This is a genomic window from endosymbiont of Lamellibrachia barhami, from assembly GCF_011947365.2.
Classification (GTDB): domain Bacteria; phylum Pseudomonadota; class Gammaproteobacteria; order Chromatiales; family Chromatiaceae; genus QGON01.
The window spans coordinates 199,647-223,727 of sequence record NZ_JAAVSH020000001.1; the positions used below are offsets into that span (position 1 = coordinate 199,647).

A 24,081-nucleotide genomic window follows, 5' to 3' on the forward strand; every position below is an offset into this window, starting at 1 on the left:
TATCCGCCCCGGAAGATAGCGGATCCCAGTGGCGTCCGGTTGAGTCGAAAGTTCGCGCTGGGTCTGAACCAACGGATATCCTGTGTTCTCATTCTCATCGAAGAGTTGATCCAGACGCGAGACAACTCCTTGCAGCGATCACGGCAGCTGTCGAGGCCCTTGCCTCGTCCTTCGATGGCTTCGAGCATGTCGCCCAGAATCGCCAGCTCGCTGCGCATCCGCTCCAGCCCGGCCTCCACCGCCGGGTTGTTCTCCATCGACCAGGCACCACGCCGCATCTCCAGACCAAAGTGAGACGCAGATCCGGGTGACCTTTTTCAGACGATCGGCCTGATCCACGATCTTCGGCATATCCCCGCTTCACGGTGATATTCGCCATCGTGTCCCCTGGCCAGATCGAGCAACTGGCGGGCCACTCAGACTCATGCCGAAGAAGTTACCCGCCATCCGGCAGTTGATGCGCTCATCCAGAATAAAGAAGCCCGTACTGGCAACAGCTCACCAAAGCCCGTCCTTCAACGCCATATCGGTATATATATGGTGGTTGATCACCACCAGATCCGCCTCCCTGGGCACGCCGCCGCGCTTCCACCAGATGGCATTTACTGTGGGCGGGACACCTGACCCAGGCAGTTCTCAGTGGTGGAGGTCACCACCGGCCAGATACCGGCATCTTCAGGGATTGCCGACATCTCGGCGACATCGCCGCTTCTGGTCTGTCCCGACCAGCTGCGTATCTGCTGCAGTTGATCGCTCTGCTCGGCACTCAAGCGCCGATCCTCCAGCATGGCCGTCTCCATGCGATAGGTACAGAGGTAGTTGGCACGCCCTTTGAGCAGAGCGACGGAGACAGGGCTGGAGAGGCTCTCCCGCACCAGTGGCAGATCCCGATGGAACAGCTGGTCCTGCAGATTCTTGGTACCCGTGGAGACGATGACCTTGAGACCCGACATCAGCGCCGGTACCAGATAGGCAAAGGTCTTGCCCGTCCCCGTACCCGCCTCGCAGATTAGCACCCCGCCATCATTCAGGATGCGGCTGATCGTCTCCGCCATCGCCTGTTGCTGCGGACGGTGGGAGAAGCCGTCGATGCGCCGGGCGAGCCAGCCGTCAGGCCCAAAGATCTCGGCAATATCGGTCATGAAGCATTTCCCGGATGCACCTGGATAACAATCAAGGTTTCAGCCGGACTGGTTGTCCCAGACCTCGGATTCGAGTCCATCCTCGCGGGTCCAGACCAGGCGACCGATGATCTTGAAACGGGCCACAGACATGGCGCCACGCTTGGCCCGGCTGCTGCTGGAGTCATTGACGAACTCGAGGATCTCATCCTTATCCGCCTCGTAGATTTCGTAGGGTTCATATTCCTCGTCCATGAGTACCAACACCACGCTGTCCCACTCCCGGTCGAGTTTGAGTTGACCGATACGTTGTCCGGACTTGCTCTCGTCGAAGATGGTGCGGGATTTTATCTGCACCCGCCAGCCGTCCCGTGACGGGTCGATGGCATTGTAGCCGGTCTCACCTTCGGGGCGCGGTTTCAGCCGCAGCAATTTTACCGCGTCATGTTCGGCAATCTCATTGCTGATGCCGGGCAGTGGCTTGCCCATGGTGCGACGATACTCTGCCGCGAGCAGACGGGCCTGGGCGATCAGTTTGTCGGCGGCGTAGACACTCAAGCCGGGTTCCTCATGGGCTTTTATAGGGGGAATTGTATCTGAATGTAGGGGTTGTGGCACAGGATAAAAGGCTGAAGGTTATGTTGTTACTATTCTTTGTAAATCAACCGTAGGCCCGATCAAGCGTAGCGGATCGGGCGATCTTGGTTTGATCAAACGCATCGGCTGCCGGTTCCGCTACGCTTGTACCGGCCTGCTTTTGGATTTTCGGGTTACCGAAATAACTGCTGAAACCAGTCGATACTGTCATCAACAAAGGTCTCGCCACTGCTTGGGGCAGAGGCGCATTTCGCCCGCCGCGCCGGTTCGCTGCCACGGATGAACGGCACCAGTCTCGCCTCCGCACATCCAGTGCCAAGCAGTCCCGATTGCAGGTCGATGGCAACCGGAACAACGCCTTGCGGCATCTTTTCGTCCAGGCGCGACACACCGATGCGCCGCATCAGGTCTCCCCATACACGCATAGCGCCGCTGGAGCCGGTGAGACCCGTACTCTTATTGTTGTCGCGACCTACCCAAACGACAGCCACCCGCCGGCGGTCAAACCCGGCAAACCAGCTGTCCCGCAACTTGTCGGTAGTCCCGGTCTTTCCGGCCAATCCCCCCACATTGGAGAGCTGGTTCACAAGCCCCCGGCCGGTCCCCTCGAAAATCACCTGCTGCAGGGCTTTGCTGAGGAGGAAAACCGCCTTTTTGTCGGCAACTTGAGACACAGACAGAGAGTAGCGGGAGAGCGGTCTGCCGCGCGCATCCGTCACCGCAATGATCGCCCTCAGTCGGGCCAGCAAGCCTCCAGTCGCCAGCGCCTGATACATCTGAGCCATCTCCAGGGGAGAGAGGGAGACCGCACCCAGCAGCATGGATGGATAGATATTCAACGGCCGTTCGACACCCAGATCCCGCAGGGTTGCCGTCACCTTTTTCAGACCTATATCCATGCCCAGTCGCACGGTCGCCAGATTGTAGGAGTGGGCCAGCGCGTCCTGCAACAGGACCTTGCCGTGACTCTTACGATCATAGTTGCGGGGCGACCAGATATTGCCGTTCGAGCCTTTAAGACGAATGGCACTATCCTGCAGCGAAGTGACCAGCGTATATCGCCCAGGCTCGGAGAGTGCCGTGAGAAAAACCGCCGGTTTTATCAACGAACCCACCGGCCGTATTGCATCCAGCGCACGGTTGAAACCAGCGTAGCGGGGATTGCGATCACCCACCAGCGCACTGACCTCTCCCGTCTCCACATCCGCCACCACCAGCGCACCCTGCAGGGTACCGGCCTTGATTCCAGGACGTTTCTCGATCTGTTTCAACTGACTGCTCAGCGCCTGCTCCGCCCGTTCCTGTACCCAGGGATCAAGGGTGGAGAATATGCGCAGCCCCTCACTGTTGAGATCTGCTTCGTCATAGTCCCGCCGCAGTTGCCTTCGCACCAGATCGAGAAACGCAGGATAGCTACCGGCCCCCGCCCGGCCTTTCTGCAACCCCAAGGGCGCCTTTAATGCCGACGCTGCCTGGCCGGCGCTGATGACGCCCTGCTCCTGCATCAGATTCAGTACCAGTGTGCGGCGTTTCAACGTGCGTTCGGGATGACGTTTGGGGTCGTAAGCCGACGGACCACGAACCAGCGCCACCAGCAGTGCCACCCTTGGCAGATCCAGTTCAGCCAATGGACGATTGAAGTAGAAGCGGCTTGCCAGCCCGAAACCGTGGATAGCACGGCCGCCATCCTGCCCCAGATAGATCTCGTTGACGTAGGCTTCGAGAATCTCATCCTTGCTGTAGTGAAACTCCAGAATCACCGCCATCAGCGCTTCATTCACTTTTCGCAGCAGGGAGCGCTCTCTGGTAAGGAAAAAATTCTTCACCAGTTGCTGGGTCAATGTGCTCCCCCCCTGCACGACCCCTCCGGCCCGAATATTGGCTATCAGCGCCCGGCCTATGGCCAGCAGATCGAGACCGAAATGAGACTGGAAATGGCGATCCTCCACGGCGAAAAGTGCCGACACCAGCAGTTCCGGCAACTCACTGCGCCGCAATAGCACCCGATCCTCACTGTGGGCCGGATGCAGGCTGCCGATCAACGCCGGTTCAAGCAAGTAACTGTCGAAACGTTTGCCGTTCGCCGCCTGTTTCAGGGTCTTGACATGCCCCTTCGCGATACGGACTTCCAGATAGTCGGAACCCCGTTGGCCTGTGGCGAAGTGAAACGGGCGGGTACGAATCAGGAAACGTCCTTTATAGCTGGAGTAGCTGCCGGCATTGTCGGGGTGTTTGATCCGGCGATAACCCAATCCATCCAGCGTCTGACGCAGACGTTTTTCAGTGAGCGGCGCACCGGGCCGGAGCAGCAGCGGTCGTCCATAAACCTGTGCCGGCACAGCCCAGCGGCGTCCCTCGAAACGAACCTGCACGATCCGGTCGAGATAGAGTACATAGAGTGTGGCGCTGAAGATCAACGCCACCAGGCCCAGCCAGACCCAGCGCCTCCATGACGTTGCAGCGCGCCGGGCGCTCCCTCTGCCCCGCTTTTTCCTGCGTTTAGCCATAAGAGAGTCAGTGCACCGCTGCCAGACGATCGCACTCGCTGTTACAGGGGACCACCTTGGCTGCCAAAGGAAACTGCTGCAAACGTGCGGCGAGATAGCGGTAAAGTTCCCTGACCCACGGTACGCTATTCTGCTTGACTGCGGCAGAGTGCAGGCGAAAATCCCGTGGGGCGATCAGTACACCGGCCTGCTCCACGCCGATGCGTGCGACCAGCACAAAAAGCTCCTCGATCGCCCGATTTCCCATTGCCAGACAACCGGCAGACCAGGTACTACCGTGAATAAAGATATTCGACCCCGGCTGCATCCGCCCCTCTACCGAGGCGTTGGCCCAGTCGAAGGTATTGGGATAGTCGAGTTTCATCGAAAGGTGGAAGGCGCTATTGGGGTTGAGAGCCTCGATGCGGTAGAAACCCTCTGGCACCTGCCGATCCCCTTCCCGCAGTTTGGGCCCGCTCACTCCGCTGGCAGCCAGCACGGGGTAATCGTGAACATGCTTCCACTGAGTATCGCTGAAGACCCACAACTCCACGATGCGGCGATCCTTCAATGCGATAAACTGGACCCGCTGCGGCGGGTAATCAACCCCTGCGTGATGAAAACGTCTCTCCAGTACCGCTTCGGCGGCAGGCGCGTAACGCCCAAACGCGCGATTAAGATCAGGGTCGATGATTGCCGAAACCTCTGCCAGAACCAGGCTGTTCCACAGCAGCAACAACAGGAGCGGCAGTCTCACTTGCGTCGAACCCGTTCCAGCCAGTTACCGTAGATCACATCAGAAACCTGATGCAACTGTTCAATCTTTGCCGACAGATCATCGGTAATGGTGGTGGAGGATTGTGCACAGCGGGAGGTCAACATCAGATCACGGCCATATTTGGACAGCCATGCCTCCACCATCTCCACTGTCATTTCCAGATGAAACTGCATGCCGATATGGTCGCCAAAAATATAGGCCTGATTGCGGAAACACTGGCTCTTGAGCAACGGCTCACTGCCGGGGGGCATAGAGAAGGTGTCGGCGTGCCAATGAAAGGTATCGAAGGTGGTTGGAAGTCCATCAAGCCAACCGGAGCGCTCTTCACCATTGATGCGCTGCAGCGGATACCAGCCGATCTCCATCCCATCACCCTTAGTGACCTCACCGCCCAGCGCCTTGCTCATCAACTGCCCGCCAAAACAGATCCCCATCATCGGCAGCCCGGCCTGGTGTGCCCTGCGGATCAGTTTCAGCTCGGCATCCAGCCACGCCGGCGAATCGTTCACACTCGCCTGAGCTCCCATAAAGACCAGCCCGGAGACATCATTCACCTGTGGCGGCACCGGGCGGTCAGCATCGATGCACACCAGCTCCCAGGAAACCTGATGGCGATCGAGGAACTCCCCAAGATAACCGGGGCCTTCACAGGCGATATGGCGAAAGATGCGGATCGGTTTCACGTTGACTCAGACAGCGGGGTTTAGAACTCCATATTAACTGCGGAAACAAGGATTAGAAACCATCTGAACACTCCACTTTACGAATAATCCATCATTGATTGGAAAACAGGATTGCTAACCTTGCAGAGTCGATACTCTTGAACTATGGATTATCTGTTGAGTCGTTTATTTCCGCCCGCACTCACCGCCGAATGGATAAAACATCACTATAAAGGGGATTGCCATGTCCGCAGAGATTCTCGAAACACCTGACGGCTACAAGCTCAATGCCGATAACGACACCCCGGACTCTCGGGACCACTTCTACCAACCGTCGTTGATACAACTCAAATCGGTAGTGGAACCCGACTACGTCAGTCTGAAGATTCTGGATCAGGGCAAGGAGGGCGCCTGCACCGGCTTCGGTCTGGCGGCAGTCATCAACATGCTGAATCAGAAACGGGACAGCGATATCAGGGTCAGCGCCCGCATGCTCTACAACATGGCAAAAAAATTCGACCGCTGGCCAGGCGAGGCATACTCAGGATCCAGTTGCCGGGGTGCTATTCAGGGCTGGAAGAGTATGGGTGTCTGCAGTGATGAACTCTGGCCCTATCGAAGCGAAGACCGCTCCCACCTGACCATCGAGCGCGCCAAAAACGCACGCAACAATACCGTTGGCGCCTACTACCGTCTACAACACAATATTGCTGATTTCCACGCCGCCCTGAACGAAACCGGGGTGATCTACGTCTCCGCCAACGTCCACTCCGGCTGGTGGCCACGCAACGTCCGCAGCGGCCGCATACATTTTCGGGACCAGCCCCAGGGCGGACATGCCTTTGCCATCGTCGGCTACAACGAAGCGGGTTTTCTGGTGCAGAACTCCTGGGGCCCGGGCTGGGGAAAAGACGGCCTCGCCCTCTGGAGTTACGAGGACTGGCAGGCCAATATCAAAGACGCTTGGGTGGTCCGGCTCGCCCTGCCCACGCCAAACATCTTTCCTGGGGTGGCGCATGCCAATGGCAATGAGACCGGCGAGAACTTCTCCCTCTTCAAAAAACGTCCGACCCGGGGAGAGATCGCCGGCCATTTCGTACATATCGACGATGGTGATCTGCACGACCAGGGGCGTTACTGGAGCAAACAGGTAGACCTGCGGCAAACCGCTGACCTGGTCGCAGACAGCGAGGATTACGACCACCTGCTCTTCTACGCCCACGGCGGCTTGAACAGCATCTATGACTCAGCACGTCGTATCAAGGCGATGAAACAGGTCTTCAAGGATAATCGCATCTACCCCTTCCACTTCATGTACGACACGGGACTGCTGGAGGAGCTCAAAGACATCCTGCTGCGGCGCCACAGAGAGGGGGGTGAGAAGGTTGCCGGTTTTACCGACTACACCGACAAGTTGCTTGAGAAGTCGACCCGTCCCCTTGGCCGCGCCCTCTGGCGGGAGATGAAACTCGGCGCCAAACGCCCCTTCAGCAGCAATGCCCGTGGCGGCATGCAGACCCTCAACGTCTTTCTCGATGCCCTGACAGAAAGCGACAAGCCCAAGAAGATCCACCTAGTGGGCCACAGCACCGGCGCCATCCTGCTGGCCTGGCTGATCAAGGCACTACCGAAAGCCAGCGAGAAAACATCCATCGCCAGCTGCAGCCTGATGGCCCCCGCCGCCACCGTCGATCTGTTCAGGAAAAACTTTTCACCCGAGATAGGCAAGCTGGTCAAGCAACTGCGCATCTACAGTCTCTCCAAAGAGTTGGAACTGGATGACAACGTCGCCTTTGTCTATCGCAAGTCACTGCTCTACTACGTCTCACTGGCCTGCGAAGAGGAACTGGGAGAACAGATCGTGGGTATGGTGGAATATAACGACCCGCTCCCCCAGGATAAGAATATCAGGATCATCATCAGCAAAGGGGAGGACGGGCAAGAAAAACGCAGCAACAGTGAAAGCCACGGCGGTTTCGACAACGACCCCGCCACCATGAACGACATCCTGAAAACCATCCTCGGCAAAAAACCGAAGCGTGAATTCAAAGAGGATGACCTGGATTTTTGACCGCCGGAAATAGGCAGAACGTAGGCCCGATCAAGCGCAGCGGATCGGGCGCTCGCATATTGGCAGAACGCCTGGATTGCCGGTTCTGCTGCGCTTGAACCGGCCTACGTTTGAGGGGTAGATTTCCGCAGTGTCACATCACCAACTCTTCGGCAGTCACCACATAACGCTGGGAACCACCCGGCAGCAAGGCATCGAAGGGATAACAAGTAATAAGTAACAACTGATTCTGTCCATCGGGTTGCAGCAGTCCGGTCTCGTTTTCGTGATGTACGCTCTGCTCTAAAACTGCGTAGTGAACCAGCCGCCTATCAGGGCGTTCGATCACCAGCCGATCGCCCTGTTTTAACTGTTGCAGGAAGCGAAAGTGGGTGTCCCGGTGGCCGCTGATGATACTTTTACCCGCACTGCCGGGACGGGCGCTGTTTTCGATCCAACCCGGTCCGAAAGCGAGAGTGCGGCCACTGGCTCCAGCCAGAATGTAGCGCTCTATCTCCAGCCCAGGCACCGAGAGCCTCGCCACCGGCCAGGTGTCGGCCCAGTCCCAGGGGGGGACATGATCGGATGCTGATTGGGTCGCTTCCCAGGCATCGGCGATCAGGACTTCGGAGAGCCAGGCCTTGGCGTGAATCCATCCCCCGGCAGCCAGTTGCCAAACGGCCACCATCAGGAGGGTTATCACCAATAACCGCTTCATGTCCTGCGTCTCCCTGTCAGAACGAACACGCTCAGCAGTAGTAAAAGACCAATCAACAGATGCAGTGAGGCGGGAGTGGCTGTTTGAGGCATTCGCCCGAACACCTTGTTCGCCGTCCAACCGTGAGGCAGGTTGGTCGGCATCGGTTTTGTTTTCAACATCTCTTCGAGCTGGCGAGTGGGGGTTTTATCTACTGCAATAAGACTGGTGTATCGACTGACCAGACGATGTTTCAGGGCCACTTCGAGGACGGCTTTACGAACATCCGGCTCCGGCCTGCCGCGATTTCGCTGGGCCATCAGTTCAGCGATGTTCGCCCTTGCCCAGAGCAGATGCACACCGGTTTGATCACCACCACCCCGTAGAGGGATACGCCGCTGCCAAGACTCTCCGGCCCTGTCACCCTTGATGGTCAGCTGACCCTGTAGTTGGTCGGCCTTTAACGCCAGCAGGATCGGCTCTCCCGCATAGAGATCAGGTAGTGGATTCGGATAGCCCTCCACCTCGGCGCCATCAGGCCACTGCAACTGGATATTGGTCAGCAAAGGCTGTTCCAGTTTTAGAAAGAGTGCCGCCAAACGTGACTCGACCTCCTCCAGATCCCCCACATAGGTGAAGCTGCCACGGCCAAACTCCGCAGCCCGGGACATGAAGAAGCTGTTGGGCGCAGAACCGATGCCGATGGTGAAGAGGCGACTCGCCCCCAAACGCCGACGGATCACTTTAAACAGTTCATCCTCGTTGCCCACGCTGCCGTCGGTGAGAAATATCACCTGGCGCAGCCGGTCATGGAATTCCCTGCCATCCAGGGCCAACTCAAGCGCAGGCAGCATCTCAGTACCGCCATCGGCCCGCAGGGACGAAACATAGTCCAACGCCTGTCTGAGATTGCGTGGTGTCGCATCCACCGCATGCTGATGAAGGGCGCGGGTATAGCTGCTGAACTGGATGATGTTGAAGCGGTCTTCCGGCCGCAGACGCCGCAGGGCAATTTTGAGCGCGGCTTTGGCCTGGGCGATGGAGGTCCCATGCATGGAGCCGGAGGTGTCGACCACAAAGATGACTTCCCGTGGTTGGGTTGGTATCACAGCATCTCCCTGGGGCGGCATCACCATCAACAGTCCATAGGTCTCGTTCTCCCACAACTCGGTGAAGAGAGCAGCATGAGGGGCAACTCCGACCTTTGGCACCCAGGTCAACTCGAAATCCCGATCCGCAGGAACCTGTTTCGATTTCAGGCCGATCTGATATCGCCCTCTGTCATCCTGGGTATGGACGATAGGGTGGTAGCGGCTCTCCAGAGATGCCAGCGGTAAACCCGCATCCAGTTGTATTGCGATGGCTACCGGGTTGATGGGACCCAGGGCCGGATCGGCCACACTGGGTGTGATCCGGCTGGCATCGGGCGCCTGATCGGTATCCGCAGCCCAACCCGTGCCGCTAAAACCACTGCTCTCCTCCGGCACTATGGGGATGCCGGGGATATAACGCGGTGCGATAACCAGTGGGAAACGGATCTGAAATCGTCCCTGGTCATAACCCAGGCTCTGCTGGTACTCGATCTCGATGAGAATCGACTCCCCCGGCCCGATATTTGCCACCGACGCGGTAAACATATTGGGCCGTTGCTGACTCAGCAGACTTGCTTTGCGTCCTTCTGACTTGGCCTTTTCGTAGGTCGCCCTGGCCTGTTCTTTCTCCTGGATCTCGCCCTCGATGACCCGCTCGCCGATGCGCATCCACAACCGGTCTACCGCCGCATCCTCCGGCAGGGGAAATTGATAGATCCCCTCGACCCAATCCTGACTGGAATTACTGAAGTGCTGCGCCACCTTTACCCGTGCCAACATACCGTTGATCTGCATCTCCACATCGGTGCTCAGGTTGGGGGCATCATCGATACGCCGGCCATCCAGTGAGTAGAGATTGAGGGTGCCGCGAGTCACCTCCTCGGCTGCCGCCAGCGCACTGCCGCTGGTACTGAGAACCAGCAGGATGAAGAACACCGATCCCGCCAGACCTGCACCTATGGCGGCAATCAGTGTCAGCAGCATATCCTTGACGAATTCCCGGTTTCGGAGATCGATCCGGACCGGCCCGTCAACGTTATCACCCGCCTGCATGAGTGAATGGCTCATCTTTGCGCCCTCCCCGCTGCGGGTTGTTTCCTTTTATCGCCCGAATCTCCTCCTCCGATAACCACCTGGCCGACTGAGTTGAGATCCGTTCCGGCGATCCGTAAAGAAATGCCTCACTCAGAGGCTGCGGACAGCGCTTCACCGTCCCGATCCCGGTACAAACGAGAGCAGCACGAAACGATCGAAACCGAGACCCTCCAGATCCACAGAGGGATAGAGCGCCATTCCCTCACCCTCAACTCGCTGTTGAATGCGTCCTGCATCCACCCCGGCAGCAACCAGCCGCCGGGAAACGGTTTCGGCCCTCAATTTTGACAGCTCCCGATTGTAGTCGTCACTGCCCCGATGATCCGCCGAGGCGAGGATCTGGATGTCGAGATCGGGAAAGGCATTCAGCATGCCCGCCAGGGCGTCGAGCTGCGGCTGAAAACGAGGCTCCAGATCCGCGCTTTCGGTGCGGAACTGCAGACAGAAGGAGAAACCCTCCGCCACTGCCTGCTGCCGATCCTTCTGCTGACGCAGCTGCCGTTCGATCTGCTCCGACTGACTGCCGCTCTGCTGTAGCAGCTGATCTACCTGTTGACGGGTATCTGCCAGTTGATCCTGTTGCAGACTCAAGGCTGTTTTCTGCCCGTCGATCGTTCCGAACAGAGCCCCACCAATGGCGCCCACCACCAAACCCGGGGGACCGCCAAACACGCCACCAATCAGCATACCGATGGCTGGCCCCTTCAGTTCACTAACATTGTCGGCGGCAGACTTTTCAGCCGCATTGGCCAGCAGTGGCGTGGTAAAGAGCAACCCCATAATTGCTAAGCTGAGCATTTTTCTTTTCATGATAATTCCCTCTGAATTATTCCAGCGCGCCATCCTTGGCGGAGAACGGCAGACCTTTACCTGCGCCGGGTTGAGGGTATTACAGACGAATGAAATGACAGGCCGGTTGCAAAATACTGGCGAAGTCATGGCGAAAAATGGCAGGAGGGTGGCAGTAGGGGGAATCGCCCTTTTGAGGCATCCCTGGATATTTCTCAAACGGGGTTAGAGTCTTGTCCAATATGAAATGAGTCTGAACGAAGGGCTCGATTCCAGCGTGAAATGAGTCTGAAAAGAGGGAGTTCCTGTTCATGATGGTCACCCATGGTGACTTATACTGAAAGAGATCATGGCGACGTTGCCCCTTCCCATTCTGGGTTTTCAGCGCTGATAACGGCTCGGAATACACATCAATCAGACCGTGGCAAAGTTGCTCAATAAACTGACCATCGAGTTCACCAAATCACGCCCACGCCATTCCAATGATAATGCGCTGGTTGAGTCAAAGAACGGTTACTGTGATCCGTAAACACCTGGGCTATGACCATATCCCCGGTCGATGGGCAATCTACAGCTCTGGGGCTGACTTCCATCGTCAACACTTTAATCCCTACATCACTTTCCACCGCCTGCTCTTTCCTGTTCCACATCACAGTAAGGCAGGGTGAAAAACGTTATCCCTACGAGGAGTATTTAAACACTCTATGACAAGCTCAAACTCTGCCTAAGGCAGACACTTTACCGCTTATGCATCACCTTGTATAAACTGGATGCAATTGTACCCCCGCTAACAGTGACAATGAGCAGCCAAACAGATGAACGTGTGTGGCCAAACGTAAACTCTTCAAGGCCATCTTTGAACAGAGAATAAGAAAGTCGGCTGAATGGCTTCTCTGACTGACTTTCAACTACCCTGTTTCAGACTCATTTATGGATTGGAATAGACTGTTAGTCACTTCTCCCGTCTGGCGGTTCAATATCAGGGGTGATGCTAGCTTGGTGACTATGACGTTCCGCTTGACGAATATGGAAAGGAGCCACAAACTCTATTTCAGGCAGTCACTGAAATCATCTATTTTTGGACCGCGACCATGACATCAGAAAATTCCTCGGACAAGCTCGACCGCATCGTTGCACAGGCTCGCAGTGCTCGGGAAGAGCGGGAGAAGGGTTACCGCGAGAGAGCGCTAAAAATATATCCCTGGATTTGCGGTCGTTGCACACGCGAGTTTACCCGCGAAAACCTGCGAGAACTGACGGTCCATCACCGCGATCACAATCACGACAATAATCCGCTGGACGGCAGCAACTGGGAGTTGCTGTGCCTCTATTGCCATGACAATGAACATTCACGCCACATCGATTCAGAATACGGCGATGCCTCGACCGACACAAATAAGAGCAGCACCACCCATAATCCATTTGCGGATCTGGCAGCCATGCTCAAAGAGCGGGAGTAACCTCCCGTCTCACCCGCACGAAAACCCTCTTTGGGTCAATACCAGCAATCGTACCCCAGGGCCTGTTAACACTATTCGGATGCCCAGCGTTAACAGGCCCTAGTATATTCCGTTCTATCAGACGTTAGTTGGCGTTGGCGGGGCCGAATCGAGCGAGGCTTCACCCTCACGGGCCGCCTCCAACGCATGAGCCTCGTCGATATACGGCCCGTGGCTTGGGCTGCCATCCTCCTTGAAATACCAGCCTGCATCCGCAAAGAGCGAGCTGACCCAATATACCGATGCCTGATGGCCGGTGCCTTGATCAATCATGTCGATAATCCCCTAATCCAGACTCCACTACGACGTTAGTTTCGTCAGGAGCCTGTAGTACACGCTTTCGTGGTATCTTTTTTATTACCGAAAGTCCTATTAATCAGGATATATTTTCAGGTCAGGATGTCTATGCGTAATAACCCAACCCTTCATGGGTAATCACCTAAGGCCGAAAAGCAGATGCCAAAACAGATCGCCATCGTCGAAGATGAAGCCGCCATCCGGGACAACTATGTCGACTTTCTCTCCCGACAGGGCTATCAGGTGACGGGGTTCAGTTCCCGGCAGGCGGCCTCAATCGCGTTTGCAAACTGTTTGCCCGATCTGGTCATTCTCGATATCGGCCTCAATGATGAGATCGATGGCGGCTTTGAACTCTGCCGTGAACTGCGCGCCCGCTCATCGACGCTGCCGATCATCTTCCTCACCGCCCGGGATGACGACTTCGATACAGTTGCGGGATTACGTCTGGGCGCCGACGACTACCTCACCAAGGAGATCAGCCTGCCCCACCTGTCGGCCCGCATCGCCGCCCTCTTCCGCCGCATGCGCGCGATGGAGAAGCCGGTGGCTGAAAACCAGGTTCTGCAACGCGGTGATCTGCAACTGGATATAGATCGCCTGACCACAGCGTGGAAGGAGCAAGCGGTCGACCTGACCGTTACGGAATTCTGGCTTACCCACTCTCTGGTTCGTTTTCCCGGTCATGTACGTAACCGTGATCAACTGATGGATGACGCCAACATCCTGGTGGACGCCAGCAGCATCAGCACTCACATCAAACGCATACGCCACAAATTTCAGCAGGTGGATGAACAGTTCGATGCTATCGAAGCCGTCTACGGCGCCGGCTACCGCTGGCATCAGCCAGGCAGCTGATCAAAAATGCGGCGGCGATTCTATCAGGGACTGCGCTTCAAACTACTGCTCGTCTCCCTCACCCTGCTGGCCATCCCCTGGGCTGGATACCGCTATGTCATCGAGACCGAGTCCTTTCTCCGCGCCTCCCAGGAAGAGGTGCTACTGGGCCGGGCCGAACTCATTGCCAATCTGCTCAGTCAATCCTCCAGCTTACCGACCATTCCTGCAGACCCGCAAAATCCCGCTTCAATTCTCTACGCCCATCACCTCACACAGCCGATCCTGCTTGACGGTTACACAGACGACTGGAGAACCCTGCTGGAACAAAAGCGCTATTTCCGCTCCAGTGAGACAGACCCGGAGGCCGCTGCTTTCTCCCTGTTGATGGGTATCTACGAGGGCGATCTCTATCTGATGCTGCAGATAAAGGACGACGCCGTGATCTACCCATCCCCCACCGATAATCGCGCAGACGCGGGAGACCACCTGCGCATCGCCCTCATCGGTGATGATGGAGAGATCGCAAATTTCCAGGTCACCACCGCCGCCCCTGGCTGGGTGACTGCTGAACCACTGGCGGGCGCCCCCCGCCAGCCTCTCATCAGGGGGGAGTGGCAGGAGACGAAAACAGGTTACAACCTTGAGTTGCGCATCCCACACAGCCTGTTCAAACGGCGCCTCTCTCTGGCGTTGTTTGATCGGGATGGGGAGGCGGATGGGACATCGGCAACGACTGCCTCCACCTCCGGTCGGATGCACCCCGGGTCTCTGGCTTTTGTCGTCACCTCATATGAAGATGTGGAAACATTGCTGGCCGGCTTCGTCTATCAGGAGAGCCGCATCCGTGTCATCAACCGGCAACAGTGGGTAATCGGACAGAACGGCCGTCTCGCCCCTGGGAGAACACCAAACAGCCAACAAAAGGGCCTGCTTACCGGCATATTGAACCTGATCCTGCCGCTACCCGATAGCGACTTCCTGGACGACCAGGAGTATGCCGCAAGACTGGATGGCCCTGAAATCCGCCAGGCACTGCTGGGCAATCCGACTGTGTATCGACGCCGCGCCGGTGATGTGTCGACAGTGGTGCTTTCAGCCGCCTATCCGATCAAAGGTGACGGCGGAGTAACCGGTGCAGTGGTCATGGAACAGACCACCCAGCGCATCCTCACAATGCAGCAGCAGGCCCTGAAGAGGATATTTCAGATCACCCTGATTCTGTTCCTGATCACCGGCGGTCTACTGCTCGGGTTTGCCACTCTTCTCACCGGACGCATCCGTCGCCTGCATAACCGGGTGGAGGATGCCGTCAGTCCTGACGGGCGCATTTTACACAGTCTCAGGCATGAAAAAACAGCGGATGAGATCGGCGATCTCGGACGCAGTTTCAGCAGCGTGCTGGAGCGGTTGCAAGAGTACAACCGCTACCTCGAGGCGATGGCATCACGGCTCTCCCATGAATTTCGCACTCCGTTGGCAATGGTGAAATCGTCCCTGGAGAACCTGCAGCATGATGAGGAGCCATCGGCCCGGACACGTTATCTGTCACGCGCCACAGAGGGTATCGACAGACTGACCCTGATTCTCGACCGCATGCGTGAGGCGACCCGGCTTGAGCAGACCCTGCAGCAGGCGGAAAAAACGCCTCTGGATCTGGTGGAACTGGTGCGGGTGATGCGGAACAATTATGCCGTCACCTATCCTGAAGTCACCATCGAAACCCGACTTCCAGACAATCCGGTGGTAATCAAGGCCGCTCCGGAACTCATCGTGCAGGCCCTGGACAAGCTGGTCAGCAACGCAGTGGATTTCCACCTGTCAGGGACGCCTCTGACACTCGCGGTGACGCAGGAGACCGACAACAGGGTCCGTCTCAGCGTCATCAATCAGGGACCACCCCTGCCTGAGACCATGCAGAAGCATCTCTTCGACTCCATGGTTTCTGTCCGTCCCCATGCCGGTGATCAGACCCATCTCGGCCTCGGTCTCTATCTAGTGCGCTTGATCGGTGAGTTTCACCAAGGGTGTGCCAGCGCCGAAAACCTGAAGTCCGGGGATGGGGTCTCTGTGAATCTTGTGTTGGCGATCAAGCCGTAGCCGCGATGGAGCGTAGCGGAATCGAGGACAATCACTCCCCAAATTCACCCAATGCTAATAATTCGCCATACCCCCAATCAGCCGGATATAAACCATCTTTCACATATTTGTGAAAGGTTGAATGAGGCCAGTCAACTACTTGCGAAACACACCCATGCTTCACTGGGTTGAAATGGATATAGCTCATATGCCGCCGTAGATCTTCTTCATCACGGATCATATGCTCCCAATACCGCCTTTGCCACAACGCAAATCCGCTTCCCTTCCTCCGCGATGCAATGAACACTCGCTTTCTCAGCAATCGTGTAAATTCTGCTTTTATTCCTCGCCAGCGAGAAGAGTAGTCCATATCATTCTCTGGCAACCGCCAGAGAACATGGAGATGATCTGGCAATACCACCACCGCAAGGTTTTCGACAGGACGATTGAGAAGATGTTTTCGCCATGCTTGGCGCAGCAGGTCGATATGATCGACCAACAACGTGGATGTTCGGTCCTGTAGAGTCAGGGTAAAGAAATAGGTTCCGCCAGGAACGCGGCTACGGCGATAGTGAACCATCCATGGCTCCTCGTAAATATCAGCAATATTCAGATCGTGGCACGATAATACAGAGGCTTTCCCGCATTCCGCAAGCTCCATGCGGGCTACATTGTAGCCGCGATGGAGCTTAGCGGAATCGAGGGGCAGAACCCCCCAAAACGTCAGGCGGGAGGAAGTTCGACAAACTCCAGGGCATTTTGATCAGGATCACGACAAAAAAGGGCCCGCCGTCCAGAGCGGCTGACAGTGAAGGTTATGCCCGCCTGATCGAGTCGGGATTTCAACCGGCCGAGATCGCTGACAATCAGCGCCAGATGACGATCTCTGCCACCGTGCTCAGGCCTTCCTTCCAGGGGATCAGGATTGGGTAATTCCAGCAGGTGAATCTGCTGTCTGTCCAGATTCAGCCAGGCGCCTGGATAACCCAGGTCAGGGCGGGACTCATCCACTTCAAGTCCCAACAGATCCCGGTAGAACCCAAGCGCCCTGGATGTATCGACGACAATCAGGCTGACGTGGTGCATACCATTGATCAGCTCATCCATTATTGATTCCTGTCCAAAAGTCCAGCCAGTGGGCGGCTGCGCCGCCAAAAACGATAGCGGTGTTTTTTCTGCAAAGTGTAGCGTTTTCCATTGCAGGGGTAGATGTGGATTCGGGCATTTTTTCGCGCTTTCAGCGATTCTGTCAGCTGCTTCAGTTTGTTATCCAACGCTGCCAATTGCTCAACCCAGCGAAAGGGATCGGCATTCAGTACCGGCGACAGCAGATCGGTGACAGTCAACACAGTCTCACCCTCTGGAAGCCAGACATCTGCGATATTTTCCGGGATCGCCTGGGGTTGCATACCTGCCAGCAGCGCCAATCCCCTGCTGCTGGGATCGTCGCCAATGATCCGCTCAAAGGGAATACTCTTCAGGCTGGGTAGCAATCCCACCCCGGAGAACCAGAGACCGTTGATAGTCGGTCTCCCCTCCGCTTCACGCTGCTGATTCGACGGCGCATTAAAGAGCAACATCTGGATTTCGTTGCTCAGGGCACGCCATTTTGCGGCATCTGGGCCACTCGGCAGGAAAGAGTCGATATTGCGACCCACCACCTGTTCCAAACTTGAGGTAACCAGATCGGGACACTTTTCCAGGTGCAGATACCAGTGCGCCGGTAACGGTGTCTCCAGACGAATACCCTCTGCGGCAAAATGCGCATTGATTTGGTCGGCAATCTCATCCGCCTCAGCCTGTTTAACATCGAGCAGTTCCGGGCTGAAGAGTAGCAGGCGATCCCGGTCCGGGCGCAGATGTACTGGATCGGCGCGCAACCAGCAGGTTTCACCCGGTGCGCCACCGCTCCCAAGGTAGTTGACCGCGCCCTCGGGCAGATCCCGGTCTGGCTGGGCCGCCATACCGAATAGGGAAAACAGGGTGGTTGACAGATCGTTTCCAGGCGTCTCCTCCTGGTCAGCACATGCCAGAATCCGCTCCAGTGCCGGTACGCCCACCTCGCACCCCGCTGCCTCGAACGACGGCATCGGCCCGAGCAGACCGGGTATCAGCAGATGCAGGCTAGGGGTCTGATGGATCAATCAGCCGTCCAACTGCTCCACACGGATGCGCATCACCTCTCCGGCCACAGCATCCAGGGCCTCAATCGACTCAATAGCCTGATTCATCTGCCGCTCTTCCACGCGGTGGCTCAACATCACCAGCGGCACACGAACCTCCCCTTCTGCGGGCTCTTTCTGCTGGATCGCCTCGATGCTGATCCCCGCGTCTCCGAGGATACCGGCAATAGCCGCCACCACACCCGGCTTGTCATCCACGGTCATACGCAGATAGTAGGCGGTCTCCACCTCCTCCATCGGCAGAATCGGATGGTCGGAAAGCTCGTCTGGCTGGAAGGCCAGGTGCGGCACCCGGTTCTCTGGATCGGTGGTGAGCGCGCGCACTATGTCTACCACATCCGCCACCACTGCCGAGGCAGTCGGTTCGGCGCCTGCGCCAGCACCGTAGTAGAGGGTCGGACCCACGGCATCACCCATCACCAGCACGGCGTTCATCACACCGTCCACGTTGGCGATGAGTCGCCGTTCTGGAATCATGGTGGGGTGAACCCGCAGTTCAATGCCTTTTCCGGTTTTGCGGGTCATGCCCAGATGTTTGATGCGATATCCCAACTCTTCCGCATACTCCACATCCTGCCGTTCGATTTTGCCAATCCCCTCGGTATAGACCTTGTCGAACTGCAACGGCACACCGAACGCGATGGAAGCGAGGATAGTCAGCTTATGGGCAGCATCTATGCCCTCCACGTCGAAGGTGGGATCGGCCTCGGCATAACCCAATGCCTGAGCCTCTTTCAACACATCGTCGAAATCACGTCCCTTGTCCCGCATCTCGGTGAGGATAAAGTTACCGGTGCCGTTGATGATGCCGGCAATCCACTCGATGCGGTTCGCCGCCAGTCCTTCACGCACCGCCTTGATAATCGGTATACCGCCTGCCACGCCTGCCTCGAAGGCGACGGTAACGCCCCTCTTCTGTGCCGCTGCGAAGATCTCGTTGCCGTGCATTGCGATCAGCGCCTTGTTGGCGGTTACCACGTGTTTGCCGTTTTCGATCGCCTTGAGCACCAGTTCACGGGCCGGGGAGTAACCCCCGATCAGTTCGATGATGATCTCCACGTCCGGATTGCCCACCACCGCAAAGGCATCATCACAGACCTCAACCTGATCCAGTCCGAGCAGACTCTCAGGATCGTAGGACTTGGCTGCCGCATGTGTGATCTGGATACCGCGTCCGGCACGACGGGCAATCTCTTGTGCATTGCGGGTCAACACATTCAGTGTGCCACCACCCACTGTGCCCAGTCCCAACAAACCAACTTTGACCGGATTCAACGTTATTCTCCTTAGTTACTGATAAGGCCATCACGACGAAACATGTCGCGAATGCCGCGTACCGCCTGTCGGGTACGATGTTCGTTTTCGATCAACCCGAAGCGCACGTGATCGTCGCCATGCGCCCCAAAACCAATACCGGGAGAGACCGCCACCTTCGCTTCCTGCAGCAGTTTCTTGGAGAAGGCGAGGGAGATGCCACCCTCCTCATTCTTGTACTTCTCGCGATAAAACTCAGGGATCGGCGCCCAGACGAACATGGTCGCCTTGGGTTTCGCCACCTGCCAACCGATCTTATTGAGGCCATCACAAAGCGTATCACGCCGGTTCTGATACATATCGCGTATCTCTTCCACGACTTCCTGGGGGCCCTCAAGTGCTGCAATCGCCGCCACTTGAATGGGGGTGAAGGTGCCGTAATCGAGGTAGGATTTGATGCGCGAAAGCGCTGCCACCAGGGTCTTGTTGCCGCACATGAAACCGACGCGCCAACCGGGCATGTTGTAGCTCTTAGAGAGCGAAAAGAACTCCACCGCGATCTCTTCCGCACCAGGTATCTGCAGTATCGACGGCGCCTTGTAACCATCGAAGACGATGTCCGCATAGGCCAGATCGTGGATCACCCAGATATTATGCTCTTTGGCAATCTCCACCACCTTCTCAAAAAAATCGAGTTCGACACAATGGGTGGTCGGATTGCCGGGAAAATTCAGCACCAGCATCTTTGGTTTGGGCCAGGAGTCGTTGATCGCGCGCTGCAGCTCCTCAAAGAAATCGACACCGTCGACCATTGGGACATGGCGTACATCGGCACCCGCGATGATGAATCCATAGGGGTGGATCGGATAGGCCGGATTGGGTACCAGCACCGAGTCCCCCGGTCCCATGCAGGCCAAAGCCAGATGAGCCAGACCCTCTTTGGAACCGATCGTGGTGATGACCTGGGTCTCCGGATCGAGATCCACGTCGTAACGGTTCTTGTACCAGCGACTCATGGCCCGCCGTAGCCGTGGAATACCCTTGGACATGGAGTAGCGGTGGGTATCCTTGCGATTGGCCGCTTCGCAAAGCTTGTCGACAATGTGCTGAGGGGTCGGCTGATCCGGGTTGCCCATGCCAAAATCGATGATATCCTCGCCCCGCGCTCGCGCTGCTGCCTTGAGTTCATTCACAATGGCGAACACATAGGGCGGCAGCCGCTCGATTCTGCGGAACTTCTCCATCTCGGACGTAGACACGAATACCTCTGCTCTATTTAGAGTCGGCAAAAGGGATAAAGGTAACCGACAGACAGTGAAATATCAATTTCACAGCACATAAACTTGCCCTGAATCGGTGCTTTTTTCAGCCGCAGGAATCCGGTATCTTCTGTCTATGAAATTTACTCAGGACGATCAATCCCAGGGGTACGTGATCCACGCCTACGAAAATGGGCGGGTCAATATCAGCGGTATGGACTATCATGACAGTCTGATTCTGCTACCAAGGCAGATCATCGAACACTGGCGTCCGGACTCCTTCGATACCCTGATCAGGGAGGATTTCCTGGAGATTGCTGCACTGCAACCGGAACTGCTGCTGCTGGGCACGGGAGCCACCCATCTATTTCCCCACCCATCGCTTCTGCAACCGCTGGCGAACTCGGGCATCGGCGTCGAGTCGATGACCACCGCCGCAGCCTGCCGCACCTACAATATCCTGATGTCAGAGGGACGCAGGGTTGCAGCCGCCCTGCTGATAACGCACTAGTGGTCGTACACGATCTCTTCCACCACCACGATATCTTCCGGTGGCGGATACTGCTCGACCAGACGATCCGGCAGTTTTTGCAACATCGCCTGGTGCAGTGCATCCGACTCCATCAGGATCAACACCAGCACGGTGACCATGATCGGCAGCCCGCCTATACCACCGATCAGCGCATAAACCGCCACCTCCATCATGCCTAAGTAGGTATAACCGACCCAACCCAACAGCGATATAATCAGCCCCAGCAACAGCATGTAGATGAAAATTCGACTGCGGGCGGCACAAATCTGCCAGTGGCACATCACGTACCAATCATCGATCTCCTTTGAGCGGCGCGCACGCCAGATCGTGTAAGCCAGAACACACAAGGAGATTACGGGGACCATTGCAACGGGCTGCCAGTAGGAATTGGCCAGACCCAGGGCAGCGACAAACCAAAGGATATGGTTGCCAATCAGATTGGTAAGAAAAATCTCATGGGGATTCTTGGCCTTGCTGGCCACTTCTTCGGCAATCTCGAATTTCATCTGAACTGACTCTGGTCCAATGGCAGGGGTAGAAAGCCCCAGACGTTACCACCAGACGAAGCCAAATGCATCTCTTCAGGGAGACTCTTTGTTGCTGTCCATCTTGGCGAACAGCCATTTTTTCAGTCCAAACAGCGCCAGAAAGAGGGCGAAGCCGACAACCAACCCAATCCAAGGCTGTTCTTTGAGAATTGTTATAAGCCAAAGACCGTTTCCCATTGTAGAATCCCCACTTTGCCGAACATTTGTTTATCTTAGCGCCGAACTCCACTCGCTACGATGTGTTTTATCAATTAACCAAGGTTCATGACCGATGGAAAAAAAGATCTTTTTGTGGGTGCTTTCCCTCACCCTCGTCGCACTGGCGCTTGCCCTGATCCTACCTGGAGGACGCGCACCGGATCCCAACCCCAAACTACCCTGGGACATCAAGGTGGATGGAGCAGGGGGTTCCGAGGTATTCGGCTTGAAACTTGGCAGCAGCACTCTGCAGGAAGCCAGGGATATCCTGCGTGACCCAGGGAAGGTCAGCCTGTTTGTTACCAAAGCAGGAAAGCCTGAGCTTGAAGCCTACTTTGAGCGTATCTTTCTCAGCGGTCTTAAGGCCGATTTCGTCCTGGTGCTTGAGGGCAATGAAGAGATCCTGCAGCAGATCCATGATCGGGGCTCCCGCATCGGCCGCACCACTGAAATCACCCGAAAGGTGGATATTGCCAGTGAAGATCACCTTCTGGTAGCAACTTTTCCCATAAAACTGATCAACTATATTCCCCATGCAAACCTGGAAGCAGAGCTGTTGAGCAGCCGTTTTGGAGAACCCCTACAGAGGATTCCGGAAGCTGAAACCGGTGTGGTGCACTGGATCTATCCCGAGATGGGGCTGAGCATCGGTCTGAATCCCGAGGGCAAAGAGATCTTTCAATATGTACCGCCAAAAGAGATCGACGCATTGATTGACCGGCTCAACGAGACCGCAAAAAAAGAACGCGTTATAAACTGACTTTTGCTGCCCGATTGCCGAGTCTCAACCCTTATCCTGATCTTCGGCATCGGGCATCATCGTTTTTGGTTTTTTCTTTTTAACGACAATATCATCATCCATCAGAATCCTGTGGGCCTCGCCTTCCAGATCGTCAAACTGACCGCTGCGGGCAGCCCAGAAGAGTACTGCCACCGCCACCAGACCGAGCAGGATCATACCCGGAATCAAACCATAAATGACTTCCATAACCGTGCTCCGTGAAGTAAAAAAACCGCTTCCATCCGGAAACAGCGTCGTTTCGTAAGCTGAATTTTACCGGGCTTTGATGCCCCGGAACAGGGTACGGATTCTGGCAGAATTCCCGATCACTGCCAGTGAACTCAGGGGCATCGAGATCGCAGCCACCAAGGGCGTCACGATTGCAGCCATCGCCAGCGGCACCATAATGAGATTGTAGGCAATAGAGATACCGATATTCTGCCGGATGGTTTTCAGGGTCCGTCGCGAGAGACTGGCTGCCAGACGAACCTTCTCGAGCTCGCTGCTCATCAGCACGATATCGGCACTGGCAATGGAGACATCGGTGCCGGACCCCATGGCGATCCCCACGTCAGCCCGCACCAGCGCAGGTGCGTCGTTTACACCATCGCCAACCATAGCAACCTTTCTTCCTCCGGCCTGTAACGATTGGATGACCTGATCCTTCTCTTCGGGCAGCACCTCGGCTATCACCTCCATGCCCCCCAGACGCCGGGCGATCGCCTCAGCCGCCTGACGCCGGTCCCCGCTCAGCAGGGTCACTTCCATACCCTCCGCTTTGAGATCGCGAATCAGTGCAGGCGCCTCTTCGCGAATCCGATCCTCGATACCGATCAACGCCACCTCTTTGCCGTCCACTGCGATTCGGATAGAGCTGATGCCCTGTTGATCAAGCGCTACTGCCTGCTGCTCCAGAGAGACCTGCAGTTTGATTTGGTTCTTCTGCAGCCAGCTGCTGCTACCCGACAGCAGCGATTCACCCTCCACAATGCCACCGATACCAAACCCTGGTTCGTTCTCGAAGCCGGTGGCCGTCATCGAACGAAAGCTCAATCCCTGCGATTCGGCCCATGACAGGATTGCCAGCGCCGTGGGATGCTCAGAGTAGCGTTCCAGGGACGCCAGTTTTGTCATAAGTGACTGAACTTCCGCAGGTATCGTCTCGCTATCAGTTTCACGCCATTCACAACCATCCATTTGTACCAGGACAACCGACATAGCAATACGTAAATTGAACGAAGTACGTGA

General features: G+C 56.5%; 24 protein-coding genes and 1 pseudogene. 6 read left to right on the forward strand and 19 right to left on the reverse strand.

The window, feature by feature from the left end:
* From G9Q73_RS00895 to G9Q73_RS00920, 6 genes and pseudogenes are all read right to left on the reverse strand, one after another.
* Nucleotides 1–278: pseudogene (locus G9Q73_RS00895) on the reverse strand (ATP-dependent DNA helicase); the annotation flags it as partial.
* A 324-nt stretch (nt 279–602) separates the two neighbouring features.
* The gene (locus G9Q73_RS00900; RefSeq protein WP_246344898.1) at nt 603–1,142 is read right to left on the reverse strand and encodes an ATP-dependent DNA helicase; all 540 of its coding nucleotides are present in this window, start codon (nt 1,140–1,142) and stop codon (nt 603–605) included.
* Nucleotides 1,143–1,181: 39 nt separating this feature from the next.
* Nucleotides 1,182–1,679 carry a hypothetical protein gene (locus G9Q73_RS00905; RefSeq protein WP_177418070.1) on the reverse strand — a complete coding sequence of 166 codons (498 nt, stop codon included), beginning with the start codon at nt 1,677–1,679 and terminating at the stop codon, nt 1,182–1,184.
* Between the two features lie 212 nt (nt 1,680–1,891).
* Nucleotides 1,892–4,225: a penicillin-binding protein 1B gene (mrcB, locus tag G9Q73_RS00910; RefSeq protein ID WP_177418071.1), complete on the reverse strand. Its 2,334-nt coding sequence runs from the start codon at nt 4,223–4,225 to the stop codon at nt 1,892–1,894.
* Between the two features lie 7 nt (nt 4,226–4,232).
* Nucleotides 4,233–4,961, reverse strand: a complete 729-nt coding sequence (locus G9Q73_RS00915) for a L,D-transpeptidase family protein (protein WP_369408801.1) — start codon at nt 4,959–4,961, stop codon at nt 4,233–4,235.
* Entirely contained in the window at nt 4,958–5,665 is a 708-nt protein-coding gene (locus G9Q73_RS00920) for a type 1 glutamine amidotransferase (RefSeq protein ID WP_177418072.1), read from the reverse strand. The genes G9Q73_RS00915 and G9Q73_RS00920 overlap by 4 nt, the downstream gene beginning before the upstream one ends.
* A gap of 223 nt (nt 5,666–5,888) precedes the next feature.
* Between G9Q73_RS00920 and G9Q73_RS00925 the strand changes: the two genes are divergently transcribed.
* Entirely contained in the window at nt 5,889–7,715 is a 1,827-nt protein-coding gene (locus G9Q73_RS00925; RefSeq protein ID WP_177418073.1) for a C1 family peptidase, read from the forward strand.
* Nucleotides 7,716–7,848: 133 nt separating this feature from the next.
* On the opposite strand, the gene G9Q73_RS00930 is transcribed toward G9Q73_RS00925, so the two are convergent.
* From G9Q73_RS00930 to G9Q73_RS00940, 3 genes are all read right to left on the reverse strand, one after another.
* Nucleotides 7,849–8,412, reverse strand: a complete 564-nt coding sequence (locus G9Q73_RS00930) for a class GN sortase (RefSeq protein WP_177418074.1) — start codon at nt 8,410–8,412, stop codon at nt 7,849–7,851.
* Nucleotides 8,409–10,550, reverse strand: a complete 2,142-nt coding sequence (locus tag G9Q73_RS00935; RefSeq protein WP_177418075.1) for a marine proteobacterial sortase target protein — start codon at nt 10,548–10,550, stop codon at nt 8,409–8,411. The genes G9Q73_RS00930 and G9Q73_RS00935 overlap by 4 nt, the downstream gene beginning before the upstream one ends.
* Nucleotides 10,551–10,688: 138 nt before the next feature.
* Entirely contained in the window at nt 10,689–11,387 is a 699-nt protein-coding gene (locus G9Q73_RS00940) for an OmpA family protein (RefSeq protein WP_177418076.1), read from the reverse strand.
* A gap of 1,070 nt (nt 11,388–12,457) precedes the next feature.
* Between G9Q73_RS00940 and G9Q73_RS00945 the strand changes: the two genes are divergently transcribed.
* Entirely contained in the window at nt 12,458–12,826 is a 369-nt protein-coding gene (locus G9Q73_RS00945; RefSeq protein WP_177418077.1) for a YajD family HNH nuclease, read from the forward strand.
* Between the two features lie 117 nt (nt 12,827–12,943).
* Here G9Q73_RS00945 and G9Q73_RS00950 read toward each other — a convergent pair whose 3' ends face one another.
* Nucleotides 12,944–13,138: a hypothetical protein gene (locus G9Q73_RS00950; RefSeq protein WP_177418078.1), complete on the reverse strand. Its 195-nt coding sequence runs from the start codon at nt 13,136–13,138 to the stop codon at nt 12,944–12,946.
* Nucleotides 13,139–13,321: 183 nt separating this feature from the next.
* Here G9Q73_RS00950 and pdsR point away from each other — a divergent pair, with 183 nt between their 5' ends.
* Both pdsR and pdsS read left to right on the forward strand, forming a co-directional pair.
* On the forward strand, nt 13,322–14,020 hold the full coding sequence (gene pdsR, locus G9Q73_RS00955) for a proteobacterial dedicated sortase system response regulator (RefSeq protein ID WP_177418079.1): 699 nt from the start codon (nt 13,322–13,324) through the stop codon (nt 14,018–14,020).
* A gap of 6 nt (nt 14,021–14,026) precedes the next feature.
* Entirely contained in the window at nt 14,027–16,099 is a 2,073-nt protein-coding gene (pdsS, locus tag G9Q73_RS00960; RefSeq protein WP_177418080.1) for a proteobacterial dedicated sortase system histidine kinase, read from the forward strand.
* A 31-nt stretch (nt 16,100–16,130) separates the two neighbouring features.
* Here pdsS and G9Q73_RS00965 read toward each other — a convergent pair whose 3' ends face one another.
* The 5 genes from G9Q73_RS00965 to alaC form a co-directional block, all read right to left on the reverse strand.
* The gene (locus G9Q73_RS00965) at nt 16,131–16,658 is read right to left on the reverse strand and encodes an REP-associated tyrosine transposase (protein ID WP_177421195.1); all 528 of its coding nucleotides are present in this window, start codon (nt 16,656–16,658) and stop codon (nt 16,131–16,133) included.
* Between the two features lie 143 nt (nt 16,659–16,801).
* Entirely contained in the window at nt 16,802–17,185 is a 384-nt protein-coding gene (locus tag G9Q73_RS00970; RefSeq protein WP_177418081.1) for a VOC family protein, read from the reverse strand.
* Entirely contained in the window at nt 17,185–18,222 is a 1,038-nt protein-coding gene (locus G9Q73_RS00975; RefSeq protein ID WP_177418082.1) for a hypothetical protein, read from the reverse strand. Before G9Q73_RS00975 ends, G9Q73_RS00970 begins: the two co-directional genes overlap by 1 nt.
* A complete protein-coding gene (locus G9Q73_RS00980) occupies nt 18,223–19,536 on the reverse strand; it encodes a homoserine dehydrogenase (RefSeq protein ID WP_177418083.1) in 1,314 nt (437 codons plus the stop codon).
* Nucleotides 19,537–19,547: 11 nt separating this feature from the next.
* Nucleotides 19,548–20,759, reverse strand: coding sequence for an alanine transaminase (alaC, locus tag G9Q73_RS00985; RefSeq protein WP_177421196.1), 1,212 nt, complete (start codon nt 20,757–20,759; stop codon nt 19,548–19,550).
* Between the two features lie 151 nt (nt 20,760–20,910).
* Between alaC and G9Q73_RS00990 the strand changes: the two genes are divergently transcribed.
* Nucleotides 20,911–21,285, forward strand: coding sequence for an Mth938-like domain-containing protein (locus tag G9Q73_RS00990; protein ID WP_177418084.1), 375 nt, complete (start codon nt 20,911–20,913; stop codon nt 21,283–21,285).
* Here G9Q73_RS00990 and G9Q73_RS00995 read toward each other — a convergent pair.
* Together G9Q73_RS00995 and G9Q73_RS01000 are read right to left on the reverse strand one after the other, a co-directional pair.
* Complete coding sequence (locus G9Q73_RS00995; protein ID WP_177418085.1) at nt 21,282–21,812, reverse strand: hypothetical protein; 531 nt, start codon at nt 21,810–21,812, stop codon at nt 21,282–21,284. The two genes, G9Q73_RS00990 and G9Q73_RS00995, sit on opposite strands and share 4 nt — an antisense overlap.
* A 75-nt stretch (nt 21,813–21,887) precedes the next feature.
* The gene (locus tag G9Q73_RS01000; RefSeq protein ID WP_177418086.1) at nt 21,888–22,031 is read right to left on the reverse strand and encodes a hypothetical protein; all 144 of its coding nucleotides are present in this window, start codon (nt 22,029–22,031) and stop codon (nt 21,888–21,890) included.
* Nucleotides 22,032–22,125: 94 nt separating this feature from the next.
* On the opposite strand from G9Q73_RS01000, the gene G9Q73_RS01005 reads away from it, so the two are divergent.
* Nucleotides 22,126–22,812 carry a hypothetical protein gene (locus tag G9Q73_RS01005; protein ID WP_177418087.1) on the forward strand — a complete coding sequence of 229 codons (687 nt, stop codon included), beginning with the start codon at nt 22,126–22,128 and terminating at the stop codon, nt 22,810–22,812.
* 24 nt (nt 22,813–22,836) lie between these two features.
* Here the strand turns inward: G9Q73_RS01005 and ccoS are convergent, their stop codons facing one another.
* A complete protein-coding gene (ccoS, locus tag G9Q73_RS01010) occupies nt 22,837–23,040 on the reverse strand; it encodes a cbb3-type cytochrome oxidase assembly protein CcoS (protein ID WP_177418088.1) in 204 nt (67 codons plus the stop codon).
* A 66-nt stretch (nt 23,041–23,106) separates the two neighbouring features.
* Nucleotides 23,107–24,081 (reverse strand): heavy metal translocating P-type ATPase (locus G9Q73_RS01015; protein WP_177418089.1); only part of this gene is annotated, 975 nt, incomplete at its 5' end.